General features: G+C 63.7%; 22 protein-coding genes, 1 tRNA gene and 1 other RNA gene. 14 read left to right on the top strand and 10 right to left on the bottom strand.

Annotated elements, in window-relative coordinates:
- Positions 1–40: 40 nt before the first annotated feature.
- On the bottom strand, positions 41–1,723 hold the full coding sequence (locus BLW56_RS19390) for a M28 family metallopeptidase (RefSeq protein WP_093512810.1): 1,683 nt from the start codon (positions 1,721–1,723) through the stop codon (positions 41–43).
- A 159-nt stretch (positions 1,724–1,882) separates the two neighbouring features.
- Here BLW56_RS19390 and BLW56_RS19385 point away from each other — a divergent pair, with 159 nt between their 5' ends.
- Complete coding sequence (locus BLW56_RS19385; RefSeq protein WP_218140562.1) at positions 1,883–3,865, top strand: S9 family peptidase; 1,983 nt, start codon at positions 1,883–1,885, stop codon at positions 3,863–3,865.
- A gap of 59 nt (positions 3,866–3,924) precedes the next feature.
- Here BLW56_RS19385 and rpsD read toward each other — a convergent pair whose 3' ends face one another.
- Positions 3,925–4,536, bottom strand: coding sequence for a 30S ribosomal protein S4 (gene rpsD / locus BLW56_RS19380; protein WP_062181860.1), 612 nt, complete (start codon positions 4,534–4,536; stop codon positions 3,925–3,927).
- Positions 4,537–4,736: 200 nt separating this feature from the next.
- Between rpsD and BLW56_RS19375 the strand changes: the two genes are divergently transcribed.
- Positions 4,737–5,051, top strand: coding sequence for a chorismate mutase (locus tag BLW56_RS19375; RefSeq protein ID WP_093512806.1), 315 nt, complete (start codon positions 4,737–4,739; stop codon positions 5,049–5,051).
- Positions 5,052–5,072: 21 nt separating this feature from the next.
- Here the strand turns inward: BLW56_RS19375 and BLW56_RS19370 are convergent, their stop codons facing one another.
- From BLW56_RS19370 to rpiB, 6 genes are all read right to left on the bottom strand, one after another.
- Positions 5,073–5,789, bottom strand: a complete 717-nt coding sequence (locus BLW56_RS19370; RefSeq protein WP_093512804.1) for an RNA methyltransferase — start codon at positions 5,787–5,789, stop codon at positions 5,073–5,075.
- 29 nt (positions 5,790–5,818) lie between these two features.
- Complete coding sequence (locus BLW56_RS19365) at positions 5,819–6,061, bottom strand: hypothetical protein (RefSeq protein WP_093512803.1); 243 nt, start codon at positions 6,059–6,061, stop codon at positions 5,819–5,821.
- A 132-nt stretch (positions 6,062–6,193) separates the two neighbouring features.
- Positions 6,194–6,655 (bottom strand): transcriptional regulator NrdR, encoded by a 462-nt coding sequence (gene nrdR, locus BLW56_RS19360; protein WP_093512801.1) that lies wholly within the window; start codon positions 6,653–6,655, stop codon positions 6,194–6,196.
- 3 nt (positions 6,656–6,658) lie between these two features.
- Complete coding sequence (locus tag BLW56_RS19355) at positions 6,659–6,877, bottom strand: hypothetical protein (protein WP_093512799.1); 219 nt, start codon at positions 6,875–6,877, stop codon at positions 6,659–6,661.
- A gap of 4 nt (positions 6,878–6,881) precedes the next feature.
- A complete protein-coding gene (gene glyA, locus BLW56_RS19350) occupies positions 6,882–8,189 on the bottom strand; it encodes a serine hydroxymethyltransferase (protein ID WP_093512797.1) in 1,308 nt (435 codons plus the stop codon).
- Entirely contained in the window at positions 8,186–8,638 is a 453-nt protein-coding gene (gene rpiB, locus BLW56_RS19345; protein WP_093512795.1) for a ribose 5-phosphate isomerase B, read from the bottom strand. Before rpiB ends, glyA begins: the two co-directional genes overlap by 4 nt.
- Before the next feature lie 112 nt (positions 8,639–8,750).
- Between rpiB and BLW56_RS20710 the strand changes: the two genes are divergently transcribed.
- Entirely contained in the window at positions 8,751–8,915 is a 165-nt protein-coding gene (locus BLW56_RS20710) for a hypothetical protein (RefSeq protein WP_177176047.1), read from the top strand.
- A gap of 37 nt (positions 8,916–8,952) precedes the next feature.
- Here BLW56_RS20710 and BLW56_RS19340 read toward each other — a convergent pair whose 3' ends face one another.
- Entirely contained in the window at positions 8,953–9,609 is a 657-nt protein-coding gene (locus BLW56_RS19340) for an alpha/beta hydrolase (protein ID WP_093513109.1), read from the bottom strand.
- 140 nt (positions 9,610–9,749) lie between these two features.
- Here BLW56_RS19340 and BLW56_RS19335 point away from each other — a divergent pair, with 140 nt between their 5' ends.
- From BLW56_RS19335 to ffs, 4 genes are all read left to right on the top strand, one after another.
- Positions 9,750–10,829 carry a cysteine desulfurase family protein gene (locus BLW56_RS19335; RefSeq protein ID WP_093512793.1) on the top strand — a complete coding sequence of 360 codons (1,080 nt, stop codon included), beginning with the start codon at positions 9,750–9,752 and terminating at the stop codon, positions 10,827–10,829.
- Positions 10,829–11,164, top strand: coding sequence for a 2Fe-2S iron-sulfur cluster-binding protein (locus BLW56_RS19330; RefSeq protein ID WP_177176046.1), 336 nt, complete (start codon positions 10,829–10,831; stop codon positions 11,162–11,164). Before BLW56_RS19335 ends, BLW56_RS19330 begins: the two co-directional genes overlap by 1 nt.
- Positions 11,164–12,042 (top strand): class A beta-lactamase, encoded by an 879-nt coding sequence (gene bla, locus BLW56_RS19325; protein ID WP_093512791.1) that lies wholly within the window; start codon positions 11,164–11,166, stop codon positions 12,040–12,042. Before BLW56_RS19330 ends, bla begins: the two co-directional genes overlap by 1 nt.
- 41 nt (positions 12,043–12,083) lie before the next feature.
- Positions 12,084–12,181: signal recognition particle sRNA small type (gene ffs, locus BLW56_RS19320), an RNA gene on the top strand.
- Here the strand turns inward: ffs and BLW56_RS20740 are convergent.
- Positions 12,180–12,629 (bottom strand): hypothetical protein, encoded by a 450-nt coding sequence (locus BLW56_RS20740; RefSeq protein ID WP_093512790.1) that lies wholly within the window; start codon positions 12,627–12,629, stop codon positions 12,180–12,182. The two genes, ffs and BLW56_RS20740, sit on opposite strands and share 2 nt — an antisense overlap.
- A 57-nt stretch (positions 12,630–12,686) precedes the next feature.
- On the opposite strand from BLW56_RS20740, the gene BLW56_RS19310 reads away from it, so the two are divergent.
- The 7 genes from BLW56_RS19310 to BLW56_RS19280 all read left to right on the top strand — a co-directional run bounded on the left by BLW56_RS19310 (position 12,687) and on the right by BLW56_RS19280 (position 19,128).
- On the top strand, positions 12,687–14,399 hold the full coding sequence (locus tag BLW56_RS19310) for a DNA polymerase III subunit gamma/tau (RefSeq protein WP_093512788.1): 1,713 nt from the start codon (positions 12,687–12,689) through the stop codon (positions 14,397–14,399).
- A complete protein-coding gene (locus BLW56_RS19305; RefSeq protein ID WP_062181825.1) occupies positions 14,396–14,731 on the top strand; it encodes a YbaB/EbfC family nucleoid-associated protein in 336 nt (111 codons plus the stop codon). Before BLW56_RS19310 ends, BLW56_RS19305 begins: the two co-directional genes overlap by 4 nt.
- A 139-nt stretch (positions 14,732–14,870) precedes the next feature.
- Positions 14,871–17,267, top strand: a complete 2,397-nt coding sequence (gene lon / locus BLW56_RS19300; RefSeq protein WP_093512787.1) for an endopeptidase La — start codon at positions 14,871–14,873, stop codon at positions 17,265–17,267.
- A 171-nt stretch (positions 17,268–17,438) separates the two neighbouring features.
- Entirely contained in the window at positions 17,439–17,711 is a 273-nt protein-coding gene (locus BLW56_RS19295; protein ID WP_037510426.1) for an HU family DNA-binding protein, read from the top strand.
- 182 nt (positions 17,712–17,893) lie between these two features.
- A tRNA-Val gene (locus BLW56_RS19290) sits at positions 17,894–17,968 on the top strand.
- A gap of 85 nt (positions 17,969–18,053) precedes the next feature.
- Positions 18,054–18,362: a hypothetical protein gene (locus BLW56_RS19285; protein WP_093512785.1), complete on the top strand. Its 309-nt coding sequence runs from the start codon at positions 18,054–18,056 to the stop codon at positions 18,360–18,362.
- A 100-nt stretch (positions 18,363–18,462) separates the two neighbouring features.
- On the top strand, positions 18,463–19,128 hold the full coding sequence (locus BLW56_RS19280) for a response regulator transcription factor (RefSeq protein ID WP_039573238.1): 666 nt from the start codon (positions 18,463–18,465) through the stop codon (positions 19,126–19,128).
- The last annotated feature ends 44 nt before the right edge of the window (positions 19,129–19,172 follow it).

Raw genomic sequence — 19,172 nt, 5'->3', positions numbered from 1 at the left:
CATGATGCTCCCCGCAACTGCGGAGGAGCGGTTGTCGTCGTTACTTGCCGGCGCGCGACTTGTCGCGGGCGGCACGAAATTCGTCGCCCTCAACCCAGTTCGGCCATGCGTCGGTCATCGCGAGCATGCGGCCCGCGGCGTAATAGAGGCGGAGGTCGGACATCATGCCGCCCCAGTTGGTGATCGCCTCATATTCATCGCCCGGCGCGTGATAGCGGTTCTTTTCATAGTCTTCGGCCGCCTTCTTGCCGGCTTCGACGCCGCCTTCGACCAGCTCGTCGCCGCTGCCGAAGTTGAACATCGGCACACCGAGCTTCGCGAAGCTGAAATGATCCGACCGATAATAGAAGCCCTTTTCGGGGGTCGGTTCGGCCTTGATCGTGCGGCCCTCCATCTTCGCGAGCTTTTCGACATAGGCGTCGAGCTCTGACTTGCCGCCACCGACGACGACGATATCCTTTGCCGGGCCGATCGCGTTCAGCGCGTCCATGTTCACGCCGCCGACGGTCTGCGCGAGCGGGAAGATCGGGTTTTCGGCGTAATATTTCGAACCGAGCAGGCCCGATTCCTCTGCCGTCACGGCAAGGAAGACGATGCTGCGATCGGGCGCGCCCGCCTTGTGGAACGCCTGCGCCAGCGTCACGAGACCGGCGATGCCGCTCGCATTGTCGACCGCGCCGTTACAGATGTCGTCGCCCGCGACCGGCGTGCAGCGGCCAAGGTGATCCCAATGGCCGGTATAGAGCACATATTCGTCGGGACGCTTGGCGCCCGGCAGCACACCGATGACGTTGCGCGACATTTTCTTCGCGATTTCATTGTCGAAGCCGAAGTTCGCCTTCACGCCCGTGAGCGCGACGGGCTTGAAGCCCTTCTTGCCCGCGGCGGCGCGCAGCTTGTCGAAATCCTGTCCGGCGCTCGCGAAGAGTTCCTTGGCCTTCGGAAGCTGGATCCAGCCGTTGGCGACGGTCTGGTCGGCGCCGCCATTTTTGCTTTCGGCAAGATATTGGGTGCCTGTGTTGCTCGATTCGACGACGTTCCAGCCATAGGCGGCGGGTTCGGTGTCGTGGACGATCAGCACGGCGGCAGCGCCCTGGCGCGCGGCTTCCTCATATTTATACGACCAGCGCCCGTAATAGGTCATCGCGCGGCCGTTGAATTCGCCCTTGGCTTCCTTGGTCTGCCAGTCGGGATCGTTGACGAGGACGACGACGGTCTTCCCCTTCACATCGAGCCCGGCATAGTCGTTCCAGCCCTTTTCGGGGGCATTGATGCCGTAACCGACGAAGACGACGTCGCTGTCCTTGACTTCGGTCTTCGGCTGGACGCGCCAGCTGAACGCGACATAGTCTTTGGCATATTGCGCGGTGACCGGCGTCTTGCCGCCGGTGAAGCTGATCGGGGTCGCGTTTTTCGCGGTAATCTCGACCAGCGGCACGTCCTGCGTCCACTTGCCGTTGTTCCCGGGCTTCAGCCCCGCTTCCTCATATTTCTTGATGATATAGGCGACGGTCTTCTCCTCGCCCGCTGTGCCAGGTGCGCGGCCTTCATAGGCGTCCGACGACAATTCCTTCGTCACTTCCTGCAGCGTCGCGAGCGACAGCTCGGGGATCTGGACATCAGGGATTGCGACGGCGGATGTCGCTGCCTTATCGGAGCTGTTGCACGCGGCAACGGTCAAAAGCACCGCAAGGGCTGCGGTTGTTCGGGGGAAACGAAGCATGGAAGTTCCTCGGATTTTCGTATTCGACCGCGGGCTTGTGCCAGCCGCGCCGGGTCGATGCAAGAAGAGGAGCCTTCCGCGCCGCCGCCGTTTGAAACCGCTTGTAAATTTCCCCGCGATGCGCAGTCTGATCGGCATTGCTCTTCCGGGGGGAACAGAATGATTTCAATGAAGTGGACGGGAGCCGGCGTATCGGCGCTGGCGCTTGCAGGCGTGCTGCCGATCGGTGCCCTGCATGCGCAGCAGGCCGACAATGCGGCGCGCTTCGGCGCGCTCGAATCGATCCTCGATGTCAGCCTTTCGCCTGATGGCAATCGCCTTGCATTCATCGAGCAAGGTGGGGGCGCGACGCGCAGCCTCTATATCGTCGATACCGCCGACGGAGCCAAACCCCGTAATATCCTGTCGAGCGACGGCAAGGAGAGCGGCAATCTCAGTTGGTGCGGATGGGTGACCAGCACCCGCCTTGCCTGTCAGACCTTCATTCGCGACGAAGTTAATGGCGAGATTCTCGGGGCGACCAATATCATCGCCATCGACGCCGATGGCGGCAATTTGCGCCTGCTCAGCAAGCGCCGCAGTCATCGGTCGCTCTACGCCGATTTTCGTGGGGGCAGTGTCGTCGACTGGTCGTCGACCGCCAATGGCTCGCTGTTGATGACGCGAAGCTATGTTCCCGAAAGCAGTATGAACACGCGCATCGCCGAACGCGACGAAGGTCTTGGCGTCGATCGCGTCGATACGATCAAGACGACGGCCCGCCGCGTCGTGACGCCCAACCGCGACGCGATTTCCTATCTGTCGGACGGGCAGGGCAACGTCCGGATCATGGCGACACAGGGCTATTTGAGCAGCACCGGGCAATTCGATCCGAAGATACGTTTCTTCTTCCGTCCAAAGGAGGGCGGTTCCTGGCAGTTGCTTTCGCAGACCGATGTCGTTGCCGGGGATGGTTTCGAACCGGCGGCGGTCGATGCTGCGACGAACCGCGTCTACGGATTCGGCAAGGTCGACGGCCGCAAGGCGGTGATCGCCATGGCGCTGGACGGCAGCGGCGCGACGAGCACGATCTACGCACATCCCGAAGTCGACGTCGACGAGATCATGCGAATAGGCCGCAACGGCCGGATTGTCGGCGTGTCCTTTGCGACTGATCAGCGCAAAGCCGTGATAACCGACGCGCCGCTGGCGAAGATGACCGGCGCGTTATCGAAGGCGCTCGGCGGCAAGCCGGTCGTCGTCACGGACGCGTCGGCCGACGAGAGCCGCTATCTCATCCGTACCGAATCCGACACCGATCCCGGCGCCTATTTTCTTTATACGCCGAAGGCGAAGGAACTGCGCCCGCTCCTCTTCTCGCGCGACCAATTATCGGGAACGACCCTGTCGCCGGTGAAGGCGATCACTTATCCGGCGGCCGACGGGACAATGGTTCCCGGATATCTGACGCTTCCCCCGGGGCGCAGCGACGCAAAGGGGCTCCCCGCCATTGTGATGCCGCATGGCGGACCTTCGGCGCGCGACGAATGGGGTTTCGACTGGCTGGCGCAATATTTCGCCCAGACCGGCTATGCCGTGTTGCAGCCCAATTATCGCGGATCTTCGGGCTATGGCGATGCATGGTACCAGAACAACGGCTTCCAGTCGTGGAAGACCGCGATGGGCGATATCACCGACGGCGGGCGCTGGCTGACCGCGAGCGAGGGCGCCGACCTGGGCAAGCTTTCGATCGTCGGCTGGTCCTATGGCGGATATGCGGCGCTGCAATCCGGCGTCATCGCGCCCGACCTGTTCAAGGCGATCGTCGCGATCGCGCCGGTGACCGATCTGCAGCAGCTCAAGGTCGAGGCCAGTCGCGAAGGTTCGGGCCGGATCAACGCCAGGTTCATCGGCGCGGGACCGCATATCCGCGAAGGGTCACCCGCGCAAAATGCGGGCGCGATCAAGGCACCTGTGCTGATGTTCCACGGCACGTTCGACCAGAATGTCGATGTCGCTCAGGCGCGAACGATGCGCCGGGCGCTGGAAAGTTCGGGGAAGCGCGTTGAACTCGTCGAATATCCCGAACTCGCGCACAGCCTCGAAACCGGTGAGGCGCGAACCGATATGCTGCGCAAGATTTCGGCATTCCTGCCGCATTGAATGAAAAGGGGCGGCCCGTTGCCGGACCGCCCCTTTTTTGAATTCGATAGCGAGCTCGATCAGCGCGAATAGAATTCGACGACCAGGTTCGGTTCCATCTTCACCGGATAGGGCACTTCGTCGAGCGTCGGAACGCGGACATAGGTCGACTTGGTGCCGTCGACGGCCAGATATTCGGGCAGGTCGCGCTCGGGCAGGCTCTGCGCTTCGGCAACCAGCGCCATTTCCTGCGCCTTCTTGCCGAGGGTGATTTCGTCGCCCGGCTTCACGAGGCGGCTCGCGACGTTGCACTTCACGCCGTTCACATAGACGTGGCCGTGGCTGACGAGCTGGCGTGCCGAGAAGATCGTCGGGGTGAACTTCGAGCGGTAGACGACGGCGTCGAGGCGGCGCTCGAGCAGGCCGATCAGGTTCTGACCGGTGTCGCCCTTCATGCGCGACGCTTCGAAATAGTTCTTCTTGAACTGCTTTTCGGTGATGTCGCCGTAATAGCCCTTGAGCTTCTGCTTCGCGCGGAGCTGGATGCCGAAGTCCGACATCTTGCCCTTGCGGCGCTGACCGTGCTGGCCGGGGCCATATTCGCGGCGGTTGACCGGGCTCTTCGGGCGACCCCAGATGTTTTCGCCCATCCGGCGGTCGAGTTTATACTTGGCGCTCTGGCGCTTCGACATATGTCGTCTCCAATATGCTGTGTGCCGAAGGATTTCGGCGTGTCCCGGGTCGCACCATATGGAGATTTCCATATGCGACCGCCGCTTCACCGGGGTGCGGGGTCCATTGCGAAGGCGCGCGGTTAGACGGGCCGCCGCGTAAAGTCAAGTATCGAGCCACCCGCTCGACAGCGGCGAAAAAGCCGCTAAAGGCAGCGCGCATGACGTCCGCCAAAACTCCCGAACAGTGCGAAACGATGATCGATGTCCGCGCCGGGGTCGACGAGGTCGATCGCGCGCTCGTCGCGCTGCTCGTCCGCCGTTTCGGCTATATGGATGCCGCTGCGCGCATCAAGCCCGATCGCGGCGCCGTCCGCGACGAGGCGCGCAAGGCGCAGGTTCTCGAAAATGTCGCGCAGGAAGCGATTGCGGCGGGGCTGGAGCCCGACCGGCTGCGCGCGGTGTGGAACGAGCTGGTCGAGCAATCGATCGCCTATGAAGCGGTCCGCTGGGACCGCCTGCGCGCCGAAATCTGACCGGCTGAGGATATGGCGGCGTTATCGCTGCCTCGGTGTCCGGCCGAGCGACGTGATGATCCCATGCATCATCCTGATATCGTTATGCGACCAGCCCGTCTTGGTCAGTGCGGTGCGCAGGGTGCGGAGCGTCATTTCGCGCCGTTCGGGCGGAAAGAAATAGCCACTTTTGTCGAGATCGCGCACCAAGTGGCCGATAAATTCCTCGAGTTCGGCATGCGGTGCGGGCGGATCGAGCGGCACTTCGGGCGGGCTCGCGAGGACAACCCCTTTTGACCATTCATAGGCGAGCAGGATCACCGCCTGCGCAAGGTTCAGCGACGCAAATTCGGGATTGATCGGCACGGTCACGATCTTGTGCGCCAGCGTCACATCGTCGGTTTCGAGCCCCGACCGTTCGGGACCGAAGATATAGGCCGAGCGGCCCGCGCTGGCGTGAACCTCGCGCGCGGCTGCCTCGGGCGTAAGGACCGGCTTGGTCACGCCGCGCTTGCGCACCGTGGTCGCATAGATCGTCGTGCAATCGGCGACGGCGTCGGCCAGCGTGTCGAAAACGCGCGCTTCCGCCAGCACGACGTCGGCTCCCGACGCCGCCGGACCCGCGTCGGGATTGGGCCAGCCGTCGCGCGGGGCGACAAGGCGCAATTCGGTCAGCCCGAAGTTGAGCATCGCGCGCGCGGCCTTACCGATATTCTCGCCAAGCTGCGGGCGGACAAGGATGATGATGGGCTTTTGCATAGCGGGACTCTGGATGACCGTCGGCCGCGTCAGTGCGAATTGCGCGTTTGAGGTGCGCGGGTCCGCTCGTAATCCTTGCGAGCCTCCTCTTTTTCCGCTTCCCATTGCACGCGCGTCCGGCACACCCGCTTCGAACGGGCGGGCGAACCCGTGACGGCCGATTTGGTGCAGATCAGCTTCTCTTTCGGCGCAGGTGGCGTTTCGTTTGTTTCTCCGGGCGCCGCGATCGGAGTGGCGGCCGAAATCATCAGCGCAAAAAGATGAACGATCATGAAAAACTCCCGCCCTCGTAAGCGAATGCAGCAAGGCTCAAGAGCCAGTCTAAATTTGGGCCGCGCCTAGCGCAATATGAGGCGTGGTGGAACAATCCTGTCCCAAAGGATATCGTGTCCGACAGGTCGGGCCTAGCCGTTGCCGAGATCGCCAACCTGGCTCGCGAACTCCTCGAAATCTTTGGCTTCGGTAAAGTCGCGATAGACGCTGGCAAAGCGGATATAGGCGACGTTGTCGAAGCCTTTGAGAGCTTCCATCACCATTGCGCCGATTTGCTGCGCGTGGACTTCGCTTTCGCCCGAGGTTTCGAGCTGGCGCTGGATGCCCGAGACCAGTCGTTCGATCCGCGCACCGTCGATCGGCCGCTTGCGGCACGCGATCTGGACGCTGCGCATCAATTTCTCGCGGTCGAAGGGTTCGCGACCGCCATCGGCCTTGAGCACCGCAACCTCGCGCAGCTGGATGCGCTCGAAGGTCGTGAAGCGCGCGCCGCAATCCTCGCACTGGCGTCTGCGGCGAATCGCCGCGCCGTCCTCGGTCGGACGGCTGTCCTTCACCTGGCTGTCTTCATGTCCGCAATAGGGGCAGCGCATCGGTTAGCGTTTCACCCTGGAATATAGTGCGATCGCGGCCCCGGCGAACAGGCCGACCGGCCAGGAAACGACAGGCAGCACGGCGCCGGCGATCGCCCCGACAACGCCGCCGGTCAGAACAGGGCGCGTCGAGGGGTGGGCCATGCCTTGCTTGCCCATCGCCTTGACCTCTTCAATCGTCACCTCCACCAGCGTCGGTTCCTCGGGGTGCTGCCGCGCCATCGCCTTATCCCTGATAAATGGGGAAGCGTTCGCAGAGCGCGCGAACGCGGCCACGGACATTCGCCTCGACATCGGCGTCGCCATGCTCGCCCTTGTCGCGCAGCGCCTCGAGCACGTCGGCGACCATGTCGCCGATTTCCTCGAATTCGGCGACGCCGAAGCCGCGCGTCGTGCCGGCGGGCGATCCGACGCGGATGCCGCTGGTCTTGACCGGCGGAAGCGGATCGAAGGGAACGCCATTCTTGTTGCAGGTGATCGCGCTGCGCTCGAGCGCCTCATCGGCGTCGCGGCCGGTGATGCCGAGCGGGCGAAGGTCGATGAGTGCAAGGTGCGTGTCGGTGCCGCCCGCGACGACGTCGGCGCCGCGCGCCTTCAGCCGGTTCGCGAGCGCCTGCGCATTGGCGATCGTCGCCTTGGCGTAATCCTTGAACTCGGGGCGCAGCGCTTCGCCGAACGCCACGGCCTTGGCGGCGATGACGTGCATCAGCGGGCCGCCCTGCAGGCCCGGGAAGACCGCCGAATTGATGCGCTTCGCGATCGCCTCGTCATTGGTCAGGATCATGCCGCCACGCGGGCCGCGCAGCGTCTTGTGCGTCGTCGTGGTGACGACATGCGCATGTTCCATCGGCGAGGGGTGCGCGCCGCCGGCGACTAGGCCTGCGAAATGCGCCATGTCGACCATCAGCAATGCGCCGACGTCATCGGCGATCGCACGGAAGCGCGCGAAGTCGAGCGTGCGCGGATACGCCGAACCGCCCGCGATGATCAGGGTCGGACGATGCTCTTTCGCCAGCGCCTCGACCTGGTCGAAATCGACGAGATGATCGTCAGGGCGCACGCCATATTGCACGGCATTATACCATTTGCCCGACATCGCGGGCGCCGCGCCGTGGGTCAGGTGCCCGCCGGCGTCGAGGCTCATGCCCATGATCGTCGCGCCGGGCTTGGTCAGGGCGAGCATGACCGCGCCGTTCGCCTGCGCGCCCGAGTGCGGCTGGACATTGGCATAGCCGCACTCGAAGAGCTGCTTGGCGCGGTCGATCGCGAGCGTCTCGACCTCGTCCGACGGCGCACAGCCCTGATAATAACGGCGACCGGGATAACCCTCGGCATATTTGTTGGTGAAGACGCTGCCTTGCGCCTCAAGTACCGCCTTCGAGACGATATTCTCCGACGCGATCAGTTCGATCTGATGTTGCTCGCGGTCGAGTTCATGCTTCATCGCCGCAGCGACGGCGGGGTCGACCTTGTCGACGCCGTCGGTGAAATAGCCGGCCGATTTGATGGGCTTGTCGAGCGTTTCGGTGGTCATCGGCTGGTCTCCAGTTGAGGCGGATTCGAAAGCTTGTCGACGCGGCGCGCGTGGCGATCGCCGGCAAAGTCGGTGGTCAGGAAGGCGTCGAGGCAAGCCTTCGCCATGTCGATGCCGGTCAGGCGCGCGCCCATCGCAATGACGTTGGCGTCATTATGCTCGCGCGACAGCTTCGCTGACAGCGGTTCGGAAACGAGCGCGCAGCGCGCGGCGGGGTTGCGGTTGACCGAGATCGAAATGCCGATGCCCGATCCGCACAGCGCAACACCCTTTTCGGCGCGGCCGTCGGCGATCGCTTCGCCGAGCCGGTAGCCATAATCGGGATAGTCGACGCTTTCGGGGCCGTTGGTGCCGAGATCCTCGACCTCGTGCCCTTGTTCGCGCAGCCAGTCGGCAAGCACGGCTTTCAGCTCGTAAGCGGCGTGGTCGGAGGCGATGGCGATGCGCATGGTGCGGCTCCCGCGGGGTCTAAGGGAATCGATGTCGGCCCTTTAGGCGAAGCCGCACGGATTGGCCATAAGCGAGGTGGCAAATTTGTGACGGCCCCGATAAAGCCGCCTCATGTCCGACACGATCATCTCCATCCTGATGCTGACCGGTGTGCTTTTGACCGGCGGCGCCGTCATCGTTTTTCGCAAGGGCGACCGTCGCCGCGCGCTGCTGATGTTCGTGGCTGCGCTGGTGATGTTCGCCAATGTGACGATCTGGCTGGTGCCGATAAAATAATCCTCCCCATCGCGCCGCGACAGGGAGGAGGGTTTCGTCAGCGGATCGGCGAATCGGGCGCGAGCCGCATATCCAGATAGTTATCCAGCGACTTCATCAACTGGTCGAGTTCATGCTCGAAGAAGTGGTTGGCGCGCGGGATTTCGTCGTGATGGATCGTGATGCCCTTTTGGGTGCGCAGCTTGTCGACCAGCTTCTGCACCGCGCTCGGCGGCACGATCTCGTCCTGTCCGCCCGCGACGATGATGCCCGACGAGGGGCAGGGCGCGAGGAAGCTGAAGTCGTACATGTTCGCCGGTGGCGCGACCGATAGGAAGCCGCGGATTTCGGGGCGACGCATCAAAAGCTGCATTCCGATCCACGCGCCGAAGCTGAAGCCCGCGACCCAGGTGGTCTGCGCCTCGGGATGGATCGACTGGACCCAGTCGAGCGCCGATGCGGCATCGGAGAGTTCGCCGATACCATTGTCGAACGTGCCCTGGCTGCGGCCGACGCCGCGAAAGTTGAAGCGCAGCACTGCAAAGCCACGCGCGACGAAGCTCTTGTACATCGCCTGCGTGATGCGGTCGTTCATCGTGCCGCCGCCCTGCGGGTGCGGGTGAAGGATCAGCGCGAGCGGCGCGCGCGGGCGCGGCGGGGGCGAGAAACGGCCTTCGATGCGGCCCTCGGGGCCGGGGAAAATAACGTCGGGCATCAAAGCACCTTCCATGTTTCGTGAGCTTGCCAGTGATTCGCCGAGGGGCGGGGTGGCGGAGCGAAGATGGCGCCTATATAGAAAATAGGTATCAACATGCAACTTTTGCGAATCGTTCGCAATAAGGACTCTCTCGTTCGATGATTTACCTCGATTATCAAGCCTCTACGCCGCTTGCTCCCGAAGCGCGCGAGGCGATGCTGCGCTGGCTTGCGGACGATGGCTTCGCCAATCCGTCGAGCACGCACAAAGCTGGCCGCGCCGCCGCAGCCGCCGTAGAGGTCGCGCGCGATCAGGTCGTGGCGCTGTTGCCGAAGGGCGGGCGCGTCTTCTTTACGTCGGGCGCGACCGAGGCGCTCAACTGGGCTTTGCTGCGCGGGGCCGAGGCGATGCCGGGCGGCGTCGCGGGGCTCAGCATCGAACATGCGGCAGCGCTGCAATGCCTCGAGCGGCTGAACGCGCATATCCTGCCGGTCGACGGCGAAGGGCTGGCGCTGGCGCCCGACGATGCGCTGATCCCCGACGGTGGAATCGTCGCGACGATGCTCGTGAACAACGAGGTCGGGACGATCCAGCCGGTCGCCGATTTCGCCGCCGCCGCGCATGCGAAGAACAGCCTGCTGCTCTGCGATGCGGTGCAGGGCTATGGCCGCGTCGCCATCCCCGAGGGCGCCGACCTGATAGCCGTCTCGGCGCACAAGATCCATGGTCCCAAGGGCATTGGCGCGCTGTGGGTGAAGGACGGTGTCGACCTGCCGCCGCTGATGTTCGGCGGCGCACAGGAGCAGGGGATGCGTTCGGGCACCGTATCACCCGCGCTCTGCGCCGGTTTCGGTGCCGCCGCCGCACTCGCGGCCGACCGGTTCGATGCCGACGCCGAGCATGTCGACCGGCTCTGGTCGCTCGCGCTCGACATGCTGCCCGAATGGACGATCAATGGCGATGCGGGCTCCCGCTACCATGGCAATCTCAACGTCCGGCGCGAGGGGGTGAACGGCCTTCGCCTGATGTCCGACGCCCGCGAAGTCGCCTTTTCGCTCGGCAGCGCGTGCGGCAGCGGGTCGGGCAAGGTCAGCCATGTACTGCGCGCGATGGGCGTCAGCGAAGCCGATGCGCGCGCCTCGATCCGGCTCGGCTGGGGGCGATATACCAGCGAGCAGCAGGTACGCGGCGGGCTTCAGGCGATCAGGGACGCCGCGCGTTTGCAGGGGGTGGACTGATGCGCGTCACCTTCGTCCACGCCGACGGCAAGCAGCGCACCGAGGCCGAAGCCGTGCCGGGTTCGATCCTGCTCGATGTCGCGCAGGCGCATATGATGCCGCTCGAGGGGACGTGCGAGGGGCAGATGGCCTGTTCGACCTGTCATGTCATCGTCGCAAAAGAGGATTTCGACCGTCTGCCGCCCGCGAGCGAGATGGAGGAGGATATGCTCGACCTCGCCGCCGGGGTGCGCCGGACGAGCCGCCTGTCGTGCCAGATCGTGCTGACGCCTGATCTCGAAGGCCTCACCGTTCACATCCCGGCGGAAAGCCGCAACATGCAGGGGCCGCGCTGATGCGGGCGGTTCTCGCAGGCGTCGCGATGGTCGCGCTTGCGGGTTGTGCGGCCACGTCCGGCGAACCGTTGGGCGATTCGGTGATCACGGCGAAGGCGATCCGCGACCTCGAACGGCGCAGCGGCGGCCGGCTGGGTATCGCCGTGGTCGATGGCGGGGGGAGGCTGGTGTCGGCCGGTCGCGGTCACGAACGCTTTGCGATGTGCTCGACTTTCAAGCTCCTGCTTGCGGGACAGCTACTCGAACGCGCCGCGAAAGGCGTATCGCTACGCACGCCACTTGCGTTTACCCGCGCCGATCTTGTTTCCTATTCGCCGGGCACCGAAAGGCTGCTCGGGCCTGACGGCAGGGGAGAACAACGGCTCGGTCTCGCGGCGCGCGATGCCGTTGTGCTCAGCGACAACACCGCAGCGAACCTGATTTTGACGCAGATCGGTGGCCCGTCTGCTTTCACCGCCGCGCTGCGCCGTGCAGGCGACAGCGTGACGCGGCTCGACCGCAACGAACCCGAACTCAACGAAAATGCGCTCGGCGACGAGCGCGATACCACCAGCCCGATCGCGATGGCGACAAGCGCCGCATCCTATGTCTACGGAAATCGGCTGCAGCCTGAATATCGCAAGCAATTGCGCGGCTGGATGATCGAAAGCCAGACGGGGCTCAAGCGAATCCGTGCGGGCTTGCCGCAAGGCTGGATCGCCGGCGACAAGACCGGGTCGTGCGGCAACGCGTATAATGACGTCGCCTTTGTCGAGACGCCGGGCGGCAGGAAATATGTGATCGCCGTCTATCTCGACCGCCCCGCCGTCAAGGGCGATGCAGCCAGCGCGATCATCGCCGAAGCGACGCGAATTACTGTGACCGACCTGCCCGACTGAGCAGGCCGCTTGCATTTCGCTGCATCCGCCGCCATATGCGCCGCGGAAGTCGGGCGGACGTGGTCTTCGCCAACCCGGTCAGGTCCGGAAGGAAGCAGCCGCAACGAATTCGCCGCGGGTCGTTCCGGCTTCCACCTTCACCACATTTCGAACGAATGGGCATTCCCGTTCTTGCGCCGGTACTCCGGGCGAATGCGCCGGATCGCGCGAAGGCGCGTGTAGGGCAGCCGGGTTGCAAATTTGCCAAGCTCGAACGCCGCTTCCGTATCACCCAACCGCGCGGCGCGGCGCAGCCAGCGCCGATAGCCTTGCAGATCATTTGCCGCGAAACAGTTCATTGCCATATGCTGGGCCGCGTTCGCGTTGCCGCTTCGCCAGGCTTTCCGATACCAGTAAGCCGACGATGCGGGGTGATTGCCGCGCATCTTTTCGACCGTGAAGTCGCATGCCAACAGCACTTGTCCATGGCCGTAATTCCGGATCGCGAGCGCACGGAATATGGGCGCACAAAAACCATTCCGCAGCCCCGCCTGAATATGCACGGCGCGGTCGTACAGGCGGTCGAGTTTGTCCGTGTCGCGAAACATCGGGCTAAGGTGCATCTTGCTTTCGACAAAGGCAAGCCGAGCCCCTAAGACGGGGCCATGAGCGATTCCGCCGACGACGAACCGACGATGCTGGGTATGGACCTGCCGGAGACGCCTGCTCCCCCCGCGTCGAGCGGCCCGTACCGCGTCCTGGCCCGCAAATATCGCCCGCAAACCTTCGCCGAGTTGATCGGACAGGACGCGATGGTGAAGACGCTGGGCAACGCCATCGCGCGCGACCGGCTGGCGCACGCCTTTCTGATGACCGGGGTGCGCGGGGTCGGCAAGACCTCGACCGCACGCCTGATCGCGAAGGCGCTCAACTGCATCGGGCCCGACGGGCAGGGCGGGCCGACGATCGATCCCTGCGGCGTGTGCGAACCGTGCCGCGCGATCACCGAGGGCCGCCACATCGACGTGATCGAGATGGACGCCGCATCGAACACCGGCGTCGACGATGTGCGCGAGATTATCGAGGCGGTGCGCTATGCTGCCGTGTCGGCGCGCTACAAGATCTACATCATCGACGAAGTGCATATGTTGTCGCGTAACGCCTTCAACGCGCTTCTGAAAACGCTCGAAGAACCGCCGCCGCACGTCAAATTCCTGTTCGCGACCACCGAAGTGAACAAGGTGCCGGTGACGGTGCTGTCGCGTTGCCAGCGCTTCGATCTCCGCCGCATCACCCCCGACATGCTGTTCGCGCATTTCAGCGCGATCCTGCAGAAAGAGGGCGTCGAGGGCGAGGCGCCGGCGATCTGGCTGATTGCCAATGCCGCCGAGGGTTCGGTGCGCGACGGTCTCTCGATTCTCGACCAGGCGATCGCGCACGCCGACCTTGATGGCGGCGGCCGGATTGGCGCCGATCAGGTGCGGACGATGCTGGGGCTGTCGGATCGCACAGCGATTACGCAGTTGATGGCGACGATCCTCGACGGCGACGCGGGTGGCGCGATCGATCTGGCGCGTGCCCAATATGCGCTCGGCATCGAACCCGTCGCGATGGTGCGCGGGCTGATGGACCTGACGCACGCGATTACGCTCGCCAAGGTCTCGCGCCACGACGATCCCGCACTTGCCGCATCGGATCGCGAACGAATCGGCGACTGGGCGCAAAAGCTTGGCTTCGCGCCCTTGAACCGCCTCTGGCAGCTCTTGCTCAAGGGGCATGACGAGGTGCTGCGCGCGAACAATCCGCTCGAACATCTCGAGATGCTGCTGCTGCGCGTCATCTACGCCGCATCGATGCCCGACCCCGGCGAACTGGCGAAGTTGCTCGAAAAGGGTGTGGTGCCGGTGACGCCGATGGTCGCACCCGCCGCTCCGGCTGGCGAAACGGCCATGGCCTCGTCACCCGATGCTGCTGCGGAGGCGCCTGTCGCCGAGACGCCGGCTTCGGCGTTGACGGTTGCGCAGATCCACCAGCTTCTCGAAAGCTCGGGTAATCATCAGCTTGCACGGCAAGTTTATGACGACGTCAGGCTGATCGAGCTCGAACCGGGGCTGCTGGTCTATGCGCCGGCCCCCGCGCTAGACGGCGATTTTGCGCGGCGGCTCGGCGAAGCGCTGCTGGGCCAGACCGGCAGCCGCTGGCAGGTTCGCGCGGGCGAGGGGGACGCGCGCCCGAGCCTTGGACAGGTGCGCCAGGCGAAGCTCGACGATAATGATGCGCGAATCCGCGAATTGCCCGTCGTAAAGGCCGCTTTGGCCGCTTTTCCCGACGCGAGGCTTGTCGAGGACGACGACAATCGCCATAGGTCGAACCCATGAAATCGATCGAAGAAATGATGAAGGCGGCTCAGGAAGCCGCCGCGACCGTTCAGGCCCAGATGCAGGAGGCGCAAGCGAAGCTCGACAGCGTCGAGGTCGAAGGCGTCTCGGGCGGCGGACTGGTGAAGATCACCGCGACCGCGAAAGGCCGGATCAAGGCGATCCATATCGACGACAGCCTGATGGTTCCCTCGGACAAGCAGATGCTCGAAGACCTGCTCGCCGCCGCGTTCAACGATGCGCGCGAAAAGGCCGATGCGGCGAGCAACGAGGAAATGGGCAAGATGACGAGCGGCCTGCCGCTCCCTCCGGGTTTCAAGCTGCCGTTCTGAGCCGGCCCCGACACCGGTCAGGGCCGCGCTGTTCAGCGCAGCGACATTGAATGCGTGCGAAGTTACGCCATATTATTAGCGATGAACCACCTATAAGAAGGGCGGTGCGCCCGGTCGCGGGGCCCGTCCAGGAGCCGTAATGACGCAATCTTATCCCCTTCTTCCGCTGCGTGACATCGTCGTTTTTCCGCACATGATCGTGCCTCTCTTTGTCGGACGCGACCGCTCGGTCGCCGCGCTCGAAGCCGCGATGGAATCCGACAAGGAAATCTTTCTCGTCGCCCAGCTCGATCCGGGTGAAGACGATCCGCAGCGCGACGATCTCTATGACGTCGGCGTGATCGCCACCGTTCTCCAGCTTCTGAAACTGCCCGACGGCACCGTCCGCGTGCTCGTCGAAGGCAAGGAGCGCGCCAAGCTGCTCGGCCTGACCACCGAAGACAAGGCCGTGATGGCGAGCGTGAAGCCGGTTGGCGACACGATCGATGACAGCGTCGATACCGCCGCGCTGATGCGCTCGGTCGTCGACCAGTTCGAAAATTACGCCAAGCTCAACAAGAAGATGCCCGCCGAAACCGCGGTGCAGCTGTCGCAGATTGAGGACGCCTCGCGCCTCGCCGACTCGGTTGCGGGCAATCTCAACATTAAGGTGTCCGACAAGCAGTCCCTGCTCGTCGAGGATGCGCCGTCGAAGCGGCTCGAAATGGTCTTCGCCTTCATGGAAGGCGAGCTTGGCGTGTTGCAGGTCGAAAAGAAGATCCGCGGCCGCGTGAAGCGCCAGATGGAAAAGAGCCAGCGCGAATATTATCTGAACGAACAGCTCAAGGCGATCCAGCGCGAGCTGGGCAACGACAATGGCGAGGGCGGTGACGATCTCGCCGAGCTTCAGCTCAAGATCGACGGCCTCAAAATGTCGAAGGAGGCCAAGGCCAAGGCGAACGCCGAGCTCAAGAAGCTGCGCGCGATGGCGCCGATGTCCGCCGAAGCGACGGTGGTTCGCAACTATCTCGATACGCTGATCGGCCTGCCGTGGGGCAAGAAGTCGAAGCTGAAAAAGGATATTGCCAAGGCGCAGTCCGTTCTGGACGACGACCATTATGCACTCGAAAAGGTCAAGGACCGGATCGTCGAATATCTGGCGGTGCAGGCGCGCACCAACAAGTTGAAGGGGCCGATCCTCTGTCTCGTCGGCCCTCCGGGCGTCGGCAAGACCTCGCTCGGCCGCTCGATCGCGAAGGCGACGGGTCGCGAATTCGTGCGCCAGTCGCTGGGCGGCGTGCGCGACGAGGCCGAAATTCGCGGCCACCGCCGCACCTATATCGGCTCGCTGCCGGGCAAGATCGTGACGAACCTCAAAAAGGCCGGCACGATGAACCCGCTGTTCCTGCTCGACGAGATCGACAAGCTGGGCCAGGATTTCCGCGGCGATCCGGCATCGGCGCTGCTCGAGGTGCTCGACCCCGAACAGAATGGCAAGTTCCAGGACCATTATCTGGAGGTCGATGTCGACCTTAGCGACGTGATGTTCGTGACCACCGCGAACTCGCTCAACCTGCCGCAGCCCTTGCTCGACCGCATGGAGATCATCCGCCTCGAAGGTTACACCGAGGACGAAAAGGTCGAGATTGCCAAGCTGCATCTGATCGCGAAGCAGGTCGAGGCGCACGGGCTGAAGGCCGGTGAATTCGAGCTGACCGAAGACGGGCTGCGCGATCTTATCCGCTATTACACCCGCGAAGCCGGCGTTCGCACGCTCGAGCGCGAGATTGCGCGTCTGGCGCGCAAGGCGCTGCGCCGCATTCTCGAGGGCAAGGCGACCAGCGTCACTGTAACGCCGGACAACCTCTCCGAGTTCGCGGGTGTCCGTAAGTTCCGCCACGGCATGGGCGATCTCGAGGATCAGGTCGGTGCCGTCACGGGCCTGGCGTGGACCGAGGTCGGCGGCGAATTGCTGACGATCGAAGCCGTCACCGCGTCGGGCAAGGGGCAGGTCCGCACCACCGGCAAGCTCGGCGAAGTGATGACCGAATCGGTGCAGGCGGCGCTGTCATTCGTGAAGGCGCGCGCGCCGGCCTATGGCATCAAGCCCAGCCTGTTCGCGCGCAAGGACATCCACATCCATCTGCCCGAAGGCGCGGTGCCGAAGGATGGTCCGTCGGCGGGCGTCGGCATGGTGACCGCGATGATTTCGACGCTGACCGGGATTGCGGTGCGCCGCGATGTCGCGATGACCGGCGAAGTCACACTGCGCGGCCGTGTTCTTGCGATCGGCGGTCTCAAGGAAAAGCTGCTCGCGGCGCTGCGCGGCGGCATCAAGACGGTGCTGATCCCGGAAGAAAACGAGAAAGACCTCGTTGAAATTCCGGCGAATATCACGAGCGGGCTGAAGATCATTCCGGTCAGCCATGTCGATGAAGTGCTTGCCGTGGCGCTCGTGTCCCCGGTCGTTCCGATCGAATGGACCGAGGCCGACGAGCTTGCCGCTTCGCCGCCGGTTCCCGCCGGAAGCGACCCCGAAACGACGATTCGGCACTGAGTCGGACCCGCTTCGCGATAAAACGCCCCAAATTCGTCGCAAAATCGACGTTTTGGGGCGTTTTTCGCCCTTTTTTGCTTTGACAAGCCGGGGTCAAACATCGTTAGTGACGCGCCATGGCTTCGGGCCATGAGAATCATGAAACCAACCAATTGCAGGGGTTCCTTAGGCATGAACAAACAAGACCTGATCGCCGCCGTCGCTGACTCGAGCGGCCTGACCAAGGGTGACGCGAGCAAGGCTGTCGAGGCCGTGTTCGACGCAATCACCGGTTCGCTGAAGAAGGGCGGCGAAGTCCGTCTCGTTGGCTTCGGCACCTTCGCGGTCAGCAAGCGCAAGGCATCGACCGGTCGCAACCCGCGCACCGGCGAAACGATGACCATCGCGGCGTCGAACCAGCCGAAGTTCAAGGCCGGCAAGGCCCTCAAGGACGCCGTCAACTAAGTTGACAGGCACCTTCTGGTGAATACATCTCGGGCCGTGGCGCAAGCTGCGGCCCGTTTTGTATCTGCCAGATGGAATCTGCGGTTTGTGCGTGAAGAGTGAGCAAATGCCCGTTGCAATCACCGTCGCAGCGGCTATGGACGTCCGACTTTCGGACGCCGGGTTTCCGGCATGCACCGATCGGGCGCGTAGCTCAGCGGTAGAGCACACCCTTCACACGGGTGGGGTCACAGGTTCAATCCCTGTCGCGCCCACCATGGTCCCGGCCATGGCGGAAACCGGAACCGGGGATGACCCGGCCATTCATCGCATATTCAATGCCTTCGCGTTAGAGAAGCGGCCATGATCCGTATCCTGACCCTTTCCCTCGCTTCCGCGCTGCTGATATCGGCAGGCTCGCCCGCCGTCGCGCGCGGCGATCGCGACCAGGACAATCTGCGCGAAGCGGCGGCGCAGGGGCAAGTCATCCCGCTCAACCGATTGATCGCCGATGTCCGTTCGCGGGCGCCTTATAATGAGATGACCTATCTCGGCGGTCCGCAATTCGATGCGGGACGGATGATCTACGCCCTGAAATTCATGGACGGCAGCCAGGTCGTCGTCGTCTATGTCGATGCCCGCACCGGCCGGATCGTGGGACGCAAACCCTGAGATTTTGCCCGCAACGACATTTTGCGATGATCGTTCGGAATTGATACACAGTCGATATATGCGGCCGACATCGTGCGGCACGCAAAGGAAAGGCGCCTGAATGCGGATTTTGATTGTCGAAGACGAACCCACGCTGGGCCCGCAGCTGAAGGCGACGCTGGAAGGGGCCGGCTATGCCGTCGATCTCGCGACCGATGGCGAAGACGGCCATTTCCTCGGCTCGACCGAAAATTATGACGCGGCGATCCTCGATCTTGGGCTACCCGAGATCGACGGATTGACGGTGCTCGACCGCTGGCGGCGCGAAAAGCGCAACTTTCCCGTGCTCGTGCTGACCGCGCGTGACAGCTGGTCGGATAAGGTGGCGGGTCTCGACGCCGGCGCCGACGACTATCTTGCCAAACCGTTTCAGACCGAGGAACTGATTGCCCGCCTGCGCGCGTTGATCCGCCGCGCGGCGGGTAACGCATCGAGCGAGCTGATTGCGGGTCCGGTGCGGCTCGACACACGCTCGGGCCGCGTCACGCTCGATGGCGCGCCGGTGAAGCTGACCGCGCAGGAATATAAATTGCTGTCGTACCTGCTCCACCACAAGGGCAAGGTCGTGTCGCGCACCGAACTGATCGAGCATATTTATGATCAGGATTTCGATCGGGATTCGAACACGATCGAGGTGTTCGTGACGCGCATCCGCAAAAAGCTGGGCGCCGATATCATCACGACGATCCGCGGGCTCGGCTACCAACTCGACGATCCGCAGGGCTGATCCGTGGCGGAGGCCGACGCCCCGGCCGTTGTCGCGGAGACCGG

The organism is Sphingopyxis sp. YR583 (assembly GCF_900108295.1).
Lineage (GTDB): Bacteria > Pseudomonadota > Alphaproteobacteria > Sphingomonadales > Sphingomonadaceae > Sphingopyxis.
This window is presented reverse-complemented; position numbering and strand designations above follow the sequence as displayed.

Coding starts and splice junctions, on each gene's coding strand:
- BLW56_RS19390 (WP_093512810.1), bottom strand. CDS start 1,723: ATGCTTCGTTTCCCCCGAACAACCGCAGCCCTTGCGGTGCTTTTGACC.
- BLW56_RS19385 (WP_218140562.1), top strand. CDS start 1,883: ATGATTTCAATGAAGTGGACGGGAGCCGGCGTATCGGCGCTGGCGCTT.
- rpsD (WP_062181860.1), bottom strand. CDS start 4,536: ATGTCGAAGCGCCAGAGCGCCAAGTATAAACTCGACCGCCGGATGGGC.
- BLW56_RS19375 (WP_093512806.1), top strand. CDS start 4,737: ATGACGTCCGCCAAAACTCCCGAACAGTGCGAAACGATGATCGATGTC.
- BLW56_RS19370 (WP_093512804.1), bottom strand. CDS start 5,789: ATGCAAAAGCCCATCATCATCCTTGTCCGCCCGCAGCTTGGCGAGAAT.
- BLW56_RS19365 (WP_093512803.1), bottom strand. CDS start 6,061: ATGATCGTTCATCTTTTTGCGCTGATGATTTCGGCCGCCACTCCGATC.
- nrdR (WP_093512801.1), bottom strand. CDS start 6,655: ATGCGCTGCCCCTATTGCGGACATGAAGACAGCCAGGTGAAGGACAGC.
- BLW56_RS19355 (WP_093512799.1), bottom strand. CDS start 6,877: ATGGCGCGGCAGCACCCCGAGGAACCGACGCTGGTGGAGGTGACGATT.
- glyA (WP_093512797.1), bottom strand. CDS start 8,189: ATGACCACCGAAACGCTCGACAAGCCCATCAAATCGGCCGGCTATTTC.
- rpiB (WP_093512795.1), bottom strand. CDS start 8,638: ATGCGCATCGCCATCGCCTCCGACCACGCCGCTTACGAGCTGAAAGCC.
- BLW56_RS20710 (WP_177176047.1), top strand. CDS start 8,751: ATGTCCGACACGATCATCTCCATCCTGATGCTGACCGGTGTGCTTTTG.
- BLW56_RS19340 (WP_093513109.1), bottom strand. CDS start 9,609: ATGCCCGACGTTATTTTCCCCGGCCCCGAGGGCCGCATCGAAGGCCGT.
- BLW56_RS19335 (WP_093512793.1), top strand. CDS start 9,750: ATGATTTACCTCGATTATCAAGCCTCTACGCCGCTTGCTCCCGAAGCG.
- BLW56_RS19330 (WP_177176046.1), top strand. CDS start 10,829: ATGCGCGTCACCTTCGTCCACGCCGACGGCAAGCAGCGCACCGAGGCC.
- bla (WP_093512791.1), top strand. CDS start 11,164: ATGCGGGCGGTTCTCGCAGGCGTCGCGATGGTCGCGCTTGCGGGTTGT.
- BLW56_RS20740 (WP_093512790.1), bottom strand. CDS start 12,629: ATGTTTCGCGACACGGACAAACTCGACCGCCTGTACGACCGCGCCGTG.
- BLW56_RS19310 (WP_093512788.1), top strand. CDS start 12,687: ATGAGCGATTCCGCCGACGACGAACCGACGATGCTGGGTATGGACCTG.
- BLW56_RS19305 (WP_062181825.1), top strand. CDS start 14,396: ATGAAATCGATCGAAGAAATGATGAAGGCGGCTCAGGAAGCCGCCGCG.
- lon (WP_093512787.1), top strand. CDS start 14,871: ATGACGCAATCTTATCCCCTTCTTCCGCTGCGTGACATCGTCGTTTTT.
- BLW56_RS19295 (WP_037510426.1), top strand. CDS start 17,439: ATGAACAAACAAGACCTGATCGCCGCCGTCGCTGACTCGAGCGGCCTG.
- BLW56_RS19285 (WP_093512785.1), top strand. CDS start 18,054: ATGATCCGTATCCTGACCCTTTCCCTCGCTTCCGCGCTGCTGATATCG.
- BLW56_RS19280 (WP_039573238.1), top strand. CDS start 18,463: ATGCGGATTTTGATTGTCGAAGACGAACCCACGCTGGGCCCGCAGCTG.